General features: G+C 56.5%; 13 protein-coding genes and 1 other RNA gene. 8 read left to right on the top strand and 6 right to left on the bottom strand.

Annotated features, from left to right (window positions below; genetic code table 11):
- Positions 1–159: 159 nt before the first annotated feature.
- The 4 genes from CWI66_RS13555 to smpB form a co-directional block, all read right to left on the bottom strand.
- Positions 160–480, bottom strand: a complete 321-nt coding sequence (locus CWI66_RS13555; RefSeq protein WP_157808979.1) for a hypothetical protein — start codon at positions 478–480, stop codon at positions 160–162.
- An 83-nt stretch (positions 481–563) separates the two neighbouring features.
- Positions 564–1,121, bottom strand: coding sequence for a Panacea domain-containing protein (locus CWI66_RS13550; RefSeq protein ID WP_016915900.1), 558 nt, complete (start codon positions 1,119–1,121; stop codon positions 564–566).
- Between the two features lie 695 nt (positions 1,122–1,816).
- Positions 1,817–2,196, bottom strand: a transfer-messenger RNA (tmRNA) gene (gene ssrA, locus CWI66_RS13540).
- Between the two features lie 44 nt (positions 2,197–2,240).
- Positions 2,241–2,732 carry an SsrA-binding protein SmpB gene (gene smpB, locus CWI66_RS13535; RefSeq protein ID WP_016915901.1) on the bottom strand — a complete coding sequence of 164 codons (492 nt, stop codon included), beginning with the start codon at positions 2,730–2,732 and terminating at the stop codon, positions 2,241–2,243.
- Between the two features lie 127 nt (positions 2,733–2,859).
- Here smpB and CWI66_RS13530 point away from each other — a divergent pair, with 127 nt between their 5' ends.
- Both CWI66_RS13530 and CWI66_RS13525 read left to right on the top strand, forming a co-directional pair.
- Positions 2,860–3,294 carry a type II toxin-antitoxin system RatA family toxin gene (locus CWI66_RS13530; RefSeq protein WP_016915902.1) on the top strand — a complete coding sequence of 145 codons (435 nt, stop codon included), beginning with the start codon at positions 2,860–2,862 and terminating at the stop codon, positions 3,292–3,294.
- Positions 3,284–3,595, top strand: a complete 312-nt coding sequence (locus CWI66_RS13525; RefSeq protein ID WP_100731966.1) for an RnfH family protein — start codon at positions 3,284–3,286, stop codon at positions 3,593–3,595. Before CWI66_RS13530 ends, CWI66_RS13525 begins: the two co-directional genes overlap by 11 nt.
- A gap of 3 nt (positions 3,596–3,598) precedes the next feature.
- Here CWI66_RS13525 and CWI66_RS13520 read toward each other — a convergent pair whose 3' ends face one another.
- Complete coding sequence (locus CWI66_RS13520) at positions 3,599–4,066, bottom strand: outer membrane protein assembly factor BamE (protein WP_100731965.1); 468 nt, start codon at positions 4,064–4,066, stop codon at positions 3,599–3,601.
- A 72-nt stretch (positions 4,067–4,138) separates the two neighbouring features.
- Between CWI66_RS13520 and fur the strand changes: the two genes are divergently transcribed.
- The gene (gene fur, locus CWI66_RS13515) at positions 4,139–4,591 is read left to right on the top strand and encodes a ferric iron uptake transcriptional regulator (RefSeq protein ID WP_016915905.1); all 453 of its coding nucleotides are present in this window, start codon (positions 4,139–4,141) and stop codon (positions 4,589–4,591) included.
- Positions 4,592–4,710: 119 nt separating this feature from the next.
- Here the strand turns inward: fur and recN are convergent, their stop codons facing one another.
- Complete coding sequence (recN, locus tag CWI66_RS13510) at positions 4,711–6,384, bottom strand: DNA repair protein RecN (protein WP_100731964.1); 1,674 nt, start codon at positions 6,382–6,384, stop codon at positions 4,711–4,713.
- A gap of 200 nt (positions 6,385–6,584) precedes the next feature.
- Here recN and grpE point away from each other — a divergent pair, with 200 nt between their 5' ends.
- The 5 genes from grpE to CWI66_RS18055 all read left to right on the top strand — a co-directional run bounded on the left by grpE (position 6,585) and on the right by CWI66_RS18055 (position 11,630).
- Complete coding sequence (grpE, locus tag CWI66_RS13505; RefSeq protein ID WP_081193535.1) at positions 6,585–7,214, top strand: nucleotide exchange factor GrpE; 630 nt, start codon at positions 6,585–6,587, stop codon at positions 7,212–7,214.
- 152 nt (positions 7,215–7,366) lie between these two features.
- Entirely contained in the window at positions 7,367–9,301 is a 1,935-nt protein-coding gene (dnaK, locus tag CWI66_RS13500) for a molecular chaperone DnaK (RefSeq protein ID WP_016915908.1), read from the top strand.
- 109 nt (positions 9,302–9,410) lie between these two features.
- Positions 9,411–10,562, top strand: coding sequence for a molecular chaperone DnaJ (dnaJ, locus tag CWI66_RS13495; protein WP_100731963.1), 1,152 nt, complete (start codon positions 9,411–9,413; stop codon positions 10,560–10,562).
- An 83-nt stretch (positions 10,563–10,645) separates the two neighbouring features.
- Entirely contained in the window at positions 10,646–11,275 is a 630-nt protein-coding gene (locus tag CWI66_RS18060; RefSeq protein WP_152607595.1) for a hypothetical protein, read from the top strand.
- Position 11,276: 1 nt separating this feature from the next.
- Positions 11,277–11,630: a hypothetical protein gene (locus tag CWI66_RS18055; protein WP_157808978.1), complete on the top strand. Its 354-nt coding sequence runs from the start codon at positions 11,277–11,279 to the stop codon at positions 11,628–11,630.
- Positions 11,631–11,734 lie beyond the last annotated feature (104 nt).

Below are 11,734 nucleotides of genomic sequence, written 5' to 3'. Positions count from 1 at the left end.
TGGGCGCTTTCACCGCGCCCAGAAACGAAAAAAGCACCCGAGGGTGCTTGATTCGTAGGGGTGTCTGGTGGAGGCGGCGGGAATTGAACCCGCGCTCTTATTATTAATATCATAGGCTTACAAAGAAAACTGACTAGATGATGACTATGGGAGTTTAACTCATTCAAGCTGCATGTAATTTTTAATGAAACGCTTAATCTTGGGTTTGACCCTGGGAGAGGTGTGAAAACCTGCCAAGGTACGTTCATAAAGGTGATCTGAAATAGGCGCTCTTGGTGTGAATTCACCCATGTTGACAAATTGGGAGATATCTTCAGCATTTTTGACAACAGCCTCACTATAGACCACATAGCTTTGCTGGTTCACGAACGGATGCTCACCGGGGTGGAATAGGCATGTGCTGTCAAACTTGCGCTCATCTCTGACAGTAGAGATGTTAACAAGCAAAACCCCGTGGTAGCCCCTTTCGGGATAGTACACGGGGTCATTCATCACTATGTGTAGATGGTTGACAGGGCCTGAAAGTATCAGGAGAGTCCCCTTGCGAAAAGGACAATACCCTGTCATCTGAGACGATCCATTACGGCGTGAAGCTGGCGGCGCTGAAAAATTTCAGCTGTTAGCTGTTCAGCTTCTTCAGGGGTTTTCCCTAATGCCTTGTAGACGTCCTGAGGGGGGATTGGTCGTGCTGACTTGTTTGGATCAACCCACTCGGAGCAATATTCGTGGGTGAAATCTACAAGCTGCCAGCGAGTCATTGAGCCGTAATCGTTCCATACAGAGTCCAGCAATTCAATGTCTGCGTCACTCAATTCGTCAAAGGCTTCTCGAGTGCAATCACTTTGAGCAAGGGCAACTTCATGACGCACAGAGCCTTCTGCGATCCATTTTTCCCATTCACCTGTACGACTACCTCCTTGCATTAGTTCAAGCACAGAGGAAAGCACAGGGCCTTTGTCCATTGAGAACCAAGCGTCATGGCTTAATGGTTCGTCATATTTTTCCATCGAAGCACGATCTGCCAGATACATCAGCTTCATCAGCTTCAAATAAGACATTTGTCCACCACGCCGCCATGTGAAGTAGGCTGCAATTTGCGCAACTTTTTCTTCGTTAAGCATGATAGCTACCTCCAGATGCTCTAGCTTAGAGCTTCTCCACTATTAATGGAGGATGCGCAGCATAAATGCAAGCTTCTCGTCTTGCAAGCTGCGTCGCGTTATGTTTGACCGAAAATTTCTCGTTAGCCAGCATGCCCGCTTGGCTGTTCGTAGTCGGTATCCATCCCGCGTATATCCGCGCCGTGGTCACTACGCTGGTATGCCCCATCTGCTTGGATACCCACGCCAGCGCATCATGGATGCGTAGGTGTGGCGGGTTTGATACGGGCGGCGGTACCGGACGTCGGCGCGCTTTAATGCGTGGGCCCATAGTGTTTTGCGTATCGCTTGATCGCCGGTCCATGGTTCGCCTGTGCGGGGGGTGAGACACACGCGGCCGCTGGGGTGTAGATAGCTAGGTGTCTTCTGCGCTTTCAGTGCTTCCAAAGCGCGTGGGAGCAGGTCAATGGTATGTGTGCCTGCCGAAGTATTGGTGGTTTTTGCTTCGCCTTTGGCTGCCCGAGTGATTCGGCAGCGCTTTTGCCGACAGCTGTTACCTCCCCAATCCAGCTCGACCAGCTCCGATTTGCTCCAAGCTAAATTAGCGGTAGGCCGCCGCTGGAGTGGGCTGCTAAGGGCACCGCTTTAAATAAACGCATTCTCATGCGCCCAGAAACGAAAAAAGCACCCGAGGGTGCTTGATTCGAAGGGGTGTCTGGTGGAGGCGGCGGGAATTGAACCCGCGTCCGCCAGCACGCGCCCATTGGCTCTACATGCTTAGATTTCGTCATTTGCTTTAACGTGTCTGACTCCGACGATCAGGATTCAGCCACGCGAGCCTTCTAAAGTTTGACGGTTGGCGAGAAGACACCACCAACCGCGGTCCTATCAGCTTTAGCTCATATCCCCGCCGTGATGAATAGGCACATCACATTGGGGCCAGACAAGAAGCTAGCAGGGTTTAAGCTGCCAGCGCGCCTTGAGCGTAGTTTTCGTCGTTTGCGACTATTTTTCGTGATGTGGTATTTACGAGATACATCACGCTCTCGGCATGCACCGCAGGGTTTGTCACCGGCGTCGAAACCATGTCGCCCCCTTATTCAGAGCCGCATTCTAACGTGCTCGTGTCCAATTGACCAGTTATGCCTTGTTATGTTCCCGCATAATTCGGCCTTTCTGGCGATTCCAGTCGCGGTCCTTCTCGGTGGCGCGCTTGTCATGGATCTTCTTGCCCGTCACCAGCGCCAGCTCGCACTTCACCTTGTTGCGCTTCCAGTACAGCTTGAGCGGTACACAAGTGTGGCCCTTGTCCTGCGTGACCGAGAAGATCTTGGCGATCTCCTTGCGGTGCAACAGCAGTTTCCGGGTGCGGGTGGGGTCGGCTATTTCGTGGGTGCTGGCCGTATTCAGTGGCGTCACATGGCTGCCCAGCAGGTATGCTTCGCCGTTGCGAATCAAAATATAGGTGTCGGTGAGCTGGGCTTTTCCGGCGCGCATGCTTTTGACTTCCCAGCCTGCCAGTGCCAGGCCTGCTTCGAAGGTTTCGTCGATATGGTATTCAAATCGCGCCTTCTTGTTCTGGGCAATCACGCTGCTGCCGGGGCCCTTGCTGTTACCTTTTTTAGTGGCCATGGAACCTCATCGTTGATCTGTCGTGCGCACCCCCTTCGTTATGCGGGGAGGCGTGATACCATTCAAGGTCTGTAACTATAATTTCCCATGATACGCTTTGGGCACTGTGAAGTCAGCGGAGAGGTCAATGCCAACCGTCAATCGTACCGCTTTGGTGCGCCATACCCCCCAGCAAATGTTCGACCTGGTCAATGACTTCGAACGCTATCCCGAGTTCCTGCCGGGATGCCGCCGCGCGCGTTTGCTGGAGAGAGACGAGCTACATCTGGTCGGAGAAATGACCCTGGGCCGGGCGGGGGTCGAGCAAACTATCACTACGCGCAACGACCTGCACGCTCCCGAGCGGATCGAGCTTTCGCTGGTCAAAGGGCCCTTCAAGCAGCTCAAAGGCCGCTGGCTGTTCATCCCCATGGGGGATGATGCTTGCAAGGTCAGTCTGGAAATGGAGTTCGTTTTCGCCAATCGATTACTAAGCATGGCGTTTGGCAAGCTGTTTCAACAAATCGCCGGGCAACTGGTCGATGCCTTCACCAAGCGCGCCAACGAACTGTATGGCCGTTGATGACATTGCCGTCGAGGTGGCCTTCGCGCTGCCTCACAAGCAGCGTATCGTCGCGCTGAAGGTACCCAGCGGCACCACTGCCAGAGCAGCCGTTGCCATGGCCGACCTGCCCAGCCTGTTTCAGGAACTGCCCGCCGAGACCTTCGAACAGGCGCCGCTGGGCATCTTCGGCAAGGCGTTGCGCCACCCCGATAAAGAGCAGCTGCGCGAAGGCGACCGGGTAGAAGTCTACCGGCCGCTGCAGATCGACCCCAAGGCGGCCCGCCTGGAGCGGGCCAAACGTCAGGCCAGCGGCCAGTAGCCGTTACTGAGCAATCGGTACTGGCTGGGGCTCGGGGGCGGTCTCAGGCGTGGGGGCCTGCTGGGTTGGCTGCATGCTGTCCATTGGGTCAGTGCCTTCGACGGCAGGCCCCACGCCACGGTCAGAGCTGACCGGCAGGTCGCCAGACAGGTCGCCTTGCTGCTCGACGTTCACCAGTCGGCCAGCGTTATCGAAGGTGAGCGTGACGCGACGCTGTTCCACGCCCCCGTACGCTTTATCGAGGCGGTATACGTAGTCCCACTGGCGGGCATCGAAGGGGGCTTCCAGCAGCGGCCTGCCCATCACATAGGTGACCTGTTCCTGGGTCATGCCCGGCTGGAGCTGGCTGACCATCTCCTGGGTGACCAGGTTGCCCTGGGGGATGTCGCGCTTGTACACGCCGACGTAACTGCAGCCGCTAACGACGGTCAGGGCAACGGAAAGAGTAATGATACGAGTCAATTTTTGCATTTGAGCCTGTTCTTCACTATCGTGGTTTCGGTCGATGATACCCGACCTAACCTGTTACTGCGAAGAGCAACCATGGCCGATCAGAACCATGAACTACGCAAAGCCGGGCTGAAAGTGACCCTGCCGCGCGTCAAGATCCTGCAGATTCTCGAAAATGCTTCGGGCCAACACCACCTTAGCGCAGAAGAAGTGTATAAAACACTGATTGATGCGGGCGAGGATGTTGGTCTGGCGACCGTCTACCGCGTGCTGACTCAGTTCGAGTCGGCAGGCCTTGTGATTCGTCACAATTTCGACGGTGGCCATGCGGTCTTCGAGATGACCCAAGAAGACCACCATGACCACATGGTGTGTCTGGAAAGCGGTGAAATTATCGAGTTTGTCGATGACATCATCGAGCGTCGCCAGCAAGAGATCGCCGAAGAGCACGGCTACGAGCTAGTGGACCACGCTCTGGTGCTGTACGTACGCCCCCGTGGGTCGGACGTCACGCGCCAGGACAGCGGCCCCACGAACCGCAAGTAGTCCGCTGCCACATGAAAACGCCCTTGGGGTGCCAGAGCAGTTCATCTGGCGCCTCAGGGGCGTTTTTGTAGGCAGTGCTCGGTATGAGTTTGGTTGAGTTTGGTTGAGTTTGGTTGTGCTTAGTGAGGAGGGCGCTGGCTGGCGTGCAGCATCTCACGTGCATGGGCCAGGGTCTGGTCGGAAAGCGTAACCCCGCCCAGCATGCGGGCCAGTTCGCTGATGCGGCCTCGCTCGTCCAGCAGTGCCATGTGGGTCAAGGTGGTATCGCGTTTGGCGCGTTTTTCGATGTGCAGATGCTGATGCGCCTGGGCGGCCACCTGCGGCAGGTGGGTCACGGTCATCACCTGGCCGTTTTCGCCCAGCTTGCGCAGCAGCTGGCCGACGATTTCGGCCGTCGCACCGGAAATACCCACGTCCACTTCATCGAAGACCAGGCTGGGAATGGTGGAGTGCGAGGCCGCCACGACCTGAATGGCCAAACTGATACGCGACAGTTCACCGCCGGATGCCACTTTCGCCAGTGGGCGCGCAGGCTGGCCAGGGTTGGCGCTGATCAGGAACTGGACGTGATCCAGCCCTGCTGGGGTGGGCGTGTCGCGAGGGGTAACGTCGACATCGAAGCGCGCTTTGCCCATGGCCAGAAAAGCCAGCTGCTGCTGGACTTCCTTGCCCAGCCGCACCGCCGCCTTTTGGCGAGCGTCACTGAGCAGCTTGGCATCGTTGCGGTAGCGCTCACGGTAGTCGGCCACCTGGCTGCTCAGGGCCTCCAGATCATCATCGCTGGCTTCCAGTTGCGCCACTTCCTGGCGTAGCTGGGCATGCAGAGCGCAGATTTCCTCCGGGGCGACATGGTGCTTGCGCGCAATGCGGTGCACGTCGCCCATGCGCTCCTCGACCCAGGCCAGGCGCTCGGGGTCCAGTTCGGTGGTGCTGGCCAGGCGCTGCAGCTCGCTGGCGGCTTCTTCTACCTGAATGCGTGCATCGCTGAGCATGGCCAGGGTGTTGGCCAGCGTACCCTTGTCGCTGCCGGGCAGGGCGCTCAAGTGCGCGTAGGCCTGGTTCAGCAACGACAGCGCACCGCCCTCATCGCTTTCACAGCAGTCGGCGGCAAACTGGGTTTCTCGCAGGGTCTCTTCCGCGTGGGCCAGCGTGTGCTGCTCTTCTTCCAGGGTTTGCAGTTCGCCTTCGGCGAGGCCCAGCTGGTCGAGCTCTTCCACCTGATAGCGCAGTAGCTGGCGCTTGGCCTCTACCTCGCTGCCCTCTTCACCGAGCTTTTTCAACCGACGACGGGCATTGCGCCATTCACGGTAAGTCTCGGCCAACTTTTGGCTGCGCTCACCAAGCCCGGCGTAGTCATCCAGTAGCGCCAGGTGGGTTTCTTCGCGCATGAGCGCCTGGTGGGCGTGCTGGCCATGAATTTGAATCAGCTGTTCACCCAGCGATTTCAGGTCGGCAATGGTGGCCGGGTGGCCGTTGATCCATGCTTTGGAGCGCCCGCTGGCGGTAACGACGCGGCGTAACAGGCACTCGTCGGTAGGCAGTTCCCGGGCCTGCAGCCACTCGATGGCGGCGGGCAGGTGTTGAATGTCGAAGCGGGCGGAAAGGTCGGTGCGCTCGCAGCCGTGGCGCACGCTGCCTGCGTCGGCGCGCTCGCCCAGACAGAGCCCCAGCGCGCCCAGCAGTATGGATTTACCCGCCCCGGTTTCCCCCGTGATGGCGGTCATGCCACGACTGAGGTCGAGTTCAAGGCGGTCAACAATCGCGTAATCCTGGATCGCTAGCTGTGTCAGCATGAGGCCTCCTGAGGCGGTGCATCCCGAGTGCTGGATACTTATCCAATAATTGTTGTTTTATACAGTAGTCGATAACTCACTTCAATGCCCCTCTTGAGATGGCTTTGATGGCCCCCATATAGCTTTTATCGGTGGTCTAAATTCCGCGAATCAACTCAGGTGGCCGCCAACGGCACCGCTACGTATTTCAGGAGCAAGGCATGGCTAAAGAACCGCAAACCCCGTTGGATGAAGAGCTGGCGCGTCAGGAGCAGGAAGCCGAAGTCACGGAGCCAACGGCAGAAGAGCGCCTGGTAGAAGGTGAGCTGGAAGGGCTGATCGACGACGAGCCGGTGGCGGACGCAAACATAGGTAACCCTGAAGCCGACGTGCTGGCCGCCCGGGTAGAAGAGCTGGAGCAGAGCCTGGCCCAGGCCAAGGACCAGGCCCTGCGCGCCGCCGCTGAAGCACAGAACGTGCGCCGTCGCGCCGAGCAAGAGGCCGAAAAGGCGCGCAAGTTTGCGCTGGAGAAGTTCGTCAAGGAGCTGCTGCCCGTGGTGGACAGCCTGGAGAAAGCCCTGGAAAGCATGCAGCAAGACGCTTCCGACGTGCATCGTGAAGGCGTCTCCATGACCCTGAAAATGCAGCTGGACGTGCTGGCCAAGTTTGGCGTCGAAAGCATCGAGCCCCAGGGCGAGCCCTTCGACCCGCAAATGCATGAAGCCATGGCCATGGTGCCCAATCCCGAGCTGGAGCCCAACACGGTAATGGACGTCATGCAGAAGGGCTACTCCCTGAATGGCCGTCTGGTGCGTCCCGCGATGGTGGTGGTCAGCCAGAAAGCCGGTTAATCCGATGACGCATTGCAGAAAAAAAGCCCTTGAAATGCGCCAGCCGGCCCCCAAATAAAGGGCAACCCGCGAGAATGCTCGCAAACGCCTTAAACAGTTTTGACGGCGTAAACCACTAGTTTTTTGTTTCAACCGAATTCGAGGTTTTTGCTATGGGACGCATTATTGGTATCGACCTGGGCACCACAAACTCTTGTGTTGCCGTGCTCGATGGTGACAGCGCTAAAGTCATTGAAAACGCCGAAGGCGGTCGTACCACGCCTTCCATCATTGCCTACACCGATGACGGCGAAACCCTGGTAGGTCAGGCGGCCAAGCGTCAGGCCGTGACCAACCCGGAAAACACCCTTTACGCCATCAAGCGTCTGATCGGTCGTCGTTTCAAGGACGACGTCGTTCAAAAAGACATCAAGATGGTGCCGTACAAGATTGCCGAAGCCGACAACGGTGACGCGTGGGTAGAAGTCAAAGGCAAGAAGATGGCTCCCCCGCAGGTCAGCGCCGAAGTGCTGAAGAAGATGAAGAAGACCGCCGAAGACTACCTCGGCGAGCCGGTGACCGAAGCGGTCATCACCGTACCGGCCTACTTCAACGACAGCCAGCGTCAGGCCACCAAGGATGCGGGCCGTATTGCCGGTCTGGACGTCAAGCGCATCATCAACGAGCCGACTGCCGCAGCGCTTGCCTACGGCATGGACAAGTCGCGTGGTGACAAGACCATCGCGGTCTACGACCTGGGCGGCGGTACCTTCGATATCTCCATCATCGAAGTCGCCGACGTTGACGGTGAAACCCAGTTCGAAGTACTGGCCACCAACGGTGACACCTTCCTGGGCGGTGAAGATTTCGACCTGGCGCTGATCAACTACCTGGTCGACCAGTTTAAAACCGACAGCGGCATTGATCTGTCGGGCGACAACCTGGCCATGCAGCGCCTGAAGGAAGCCGCCGAGAAAGCCAAGATCGAGCTTTCCAGCGCTCAGCAGACCGACGTCAACCTGCCGTACATCACGGCAGACAACACAGGCCCGAAACACCTGAACGTCAAGGTGACTCGTGCCAAGCTGGAGTCTCTGGTAGAAGACCTGGTGCAGCGCTCTCTCGAGCCGTGCAAAACGGCGCTGAAAGATGCTGGCCTGTCCGCGTCTGAAATCGACGAAGTGATTCTGGTCGGTGGCCAGACCCGCATGCCGATGGTTCAGAAGAAAGCGGCAGACTTCTTCGGTAAAGAAGCCCGTAAAGACGTCAACCCCGATGAAGCCGTCGCCGTAGGCGCCGCGATTCAGGGTGGCGTACTGGGCGGCGACGTCAAAGACGTACTGCTGCTGGACGTCACGCCGTTGACCCTGGGTATCGAAACCATGGGTGGCGTCATGACGCCGCTGATCGACAAGAACACCACCATCCCCACCAAGAAGACTCAAACCTTCTCGACGGCGGATGACAACCAGACGGCGGTGACCATTCACGTCGTGCAGGGCGAGCGCAAGCAAGTGTCGCAGAACAAGTCGCTGGGTCGTTTCGACCTCTCCGACATTCCGCCGGCACCGCGTGGCGTACCGCAAATCGAAGTGGCCTTCGATCTGGATGCCAACGGTATCCTGAACGTATCGGCCAAGGACAAGGCGACGGGCAAAGAGCAGTCCATCGTGATCAAGGCGTCCAGCGGCCTGACGGACGAAGAGATCGAGCAGATGGTTCGCGACGCCGAAGCCCACGCCGACGAAGACAAGAAGTTCGAAGCGCTGGTGCAACTGCGCAACCAGGCGGACGGCATGATTCACGCCACCCGCAAGACCGTGCAGGAAGCGGGAGATAAGGCCACCGATGACGAGAAACAAGCCATCGAGACGGCCATCGCCGAACTGGAAGAAGCGGTCAAGACCGATGACCAGGACAACATCCAGAAGAAACTGGATGCGCTGACCGAAGCCTCTGGCCAACTGGCGCAGAAGATGTACGCCGAGCAGGCAGACGCTGCCCAGCAGGCAGGCGCAGAAGGCGCGGAAAGCACCAACGCCAAGCAGGACGACGACGTGGTTGACGCCGAGTACGAAGAAGTCAACGACGAGCAGAAGAAGCAGTAACCCACCTCTTTCTGCCAAGGAAAGCGGTGACGCGGGAGGCAACTCCCGCGTTGCTGTTTCCGCGGCCGAGACGCCAATAGTGCGTAGCTAACCAGGAGGCGTAGGACCCATGTCCAAGCGCGATTATTACGAAGTCCTGGGTGTCGAAAAAGGGGCCGATCAGAAAGAGATCAAAAAGGCCTATCGCCGTCTGGCGCAAAAATTCCACCCTGATCGAAACCCGGACGATAACACCGCAGCGGAAAAATTCCGCGAGGTGTCTGAAGCCTACGAAGTCTTGAGCGACGGCGAAAAGCGCGCCGCCTATGACCAGTTTGGTCATGCCGGTGTGGATGGCCAGGGCGGTGGCTTTGGTGGCGGCGGCTTCGGCGGCGGAGCCGGTGATTTTGGCGACATTTTTGGCGATGTGTTCGGCGACATCTTCGGGGGTGGCGGTGGCCGTCGGCGGGGCCCCAATGCGCCTGCGCGAGGGTCCGACCTGCGCTACAACCTGGAGCTGGACCTCGAAAGCGCCGTGGCCGGTACCACGGTGGATATTCGCGTTCCGCGCCATATCGAATGTGACCGCTGTGACGGTGACGGTGCCGAGCCAGGTTCCTCCAAGGAAAGCTGCCCCACGTGCCACGGCCATGGCCAGGTACGCATGCAGCAGGGCTTCTTTGCGGTTCAGCAGACCTGCCCCACGTGTCATGGCAGCGGCCAGCACATCAAAGTGCCGTGCCACAAATGTAATGGCGAAGGGCGTGTACGCGAAACCCGCACTCTCTCGGTGAAAATTCCGCCGGGTGTCGATACCGGTGATCGCATTCGCCTCAATGGCGAAGGCGAAAGCGGCGTGAATGGCGGCCCAGCGGGCGACCTGTACGTACAGGTGTCCATCAAGCCTCACCATATCTTCCGCCGCGACGGCAAACACCTGCAGTGCGACGTGCCGATCAATTTCGTGGACGCCGCGCTGGGAGGCGAGCTGGAAGTGCCGACGCTGGATGGGCGCGTGAAGCTGAAGATCCCGCCGGAAACCCAAACCGGCAAGCTCTTCCGCCTGCGCGGCAAAGGCGTGAAGCCCGTTCGTGGCGGCGCCCCCGGCGACCTGCTGTGCAAGGTAGTGCTGGAAACGCCCGTCAACCTCAACGACGAGCAGAAAGACCTGCTTCGCCAGCTGCAAGAGAGCTTCGATGGCAGCAACAGCCACAGCCACTCACCGAAGAAGACCGGCTTCTTCGACAGCGTGAAGAAGTTCTTCGAAGAGATGAAGCCGTAAATTAGTCTATTTTTTGAAAGCCTGCCGTTTGATTATTCGGCAGGCTTTTTTTATGCTTGTCTAAAAATGTGTCAGAGTACGCTATGAATATATCTCCAAAAATCACGTCTGATACAGTCAGCAGATACATATATTTTACCACTCCTCGCGAATTAGATGCCGTCTCAGATGATTGTCAGGGGGTGTACGGTTGGTATGCGCCACCACCGAGTAAAATTTCTCCGCCCATAGATGAAAAAACTTATTTGCACTATTCAGCCATTTGTAAATCTGCAGGTAGAGAGTTGCTAAAAGGGAAAAGATACTCAACCGAGGTATTTAAGCAACCTTTGCCGCAGCAAAGTTATCATGTAGATAATCTAGATGATCGTTATGTCATAGAGTTGTCAGCAGTGGCGACGGTTTTTTCAGCACCTCTATATGTGGGAAAAGCGTGTGGTAAAGAGGGAGTTAAGAGAAGGCTACTTGATGAGTCAAAAAGTGAAGATTTCAAAAGGAAATTTCTGAGATTGGCTGCTGGTAATGATGCAATGGCTAGCTTTAATTTTAAAAACTGCTTGATAAAATATATTGACGTAAGAGCCTTCCTTATGGATGGCTTGCTGATTGATTCAGAGCAGATAGACGCCGTGATAGAAGATGCATGCAGATTTCTTGAACAAGCTGTTTTCTGGGCGGCCTTTCCGCCCCTAAATAAAAAAATGGGAGTTTAATATGGATTTCAAAATGCCTCTAGATTCTTTTAAACAAAAAAAAGAATCCAGCGCTTATTATTGTACTTTTTCGGAGCAGAAATATAATGCTTTGCATAAAGTTTATGTTATGTCAGGGGCCACAGAGGTGGCAAATGTTAAAAAAAATAAAGATATAATGCTTGTTGATGACTTGCGAGGAGACGAACTATGGGGAATGCATCAACTGATACAGCGTAATATATCTCACTCGCGAGTAGATGAAATAGTAGCTAACTATCTCCAAAACTCTACAAAAGCTGTAAAGTTTTTTCCCTCTATTACTGTAGTGTTAGTCCCAAAGGAAGGCAAAAGGCCTGGTAATCGATATGTGTAGGGTCCCGGATGATCAAATCGCCTATAAGAGTTATCCTCTGCTAGCCGCCAGGGAGCTTCTTCAGCAATTCATCCGGGAACAGGTTCATGAACATCAAGCTGCAT

Origin of the sequence: Halomonas sp. 141 (genome assembly GCF_002810305.1) — a bacterium.
Taxonomy (GTDB): domain Bacteria; phylum Pseudomonadota; class Gammaproteobacteria; order Pseudomonadales; family Halomonadaceae; genus Vreelandella; species Vreelandella stevensii.
This window is presented reverse-complemented; position numbering and strand designations above follow the sequence as displayed.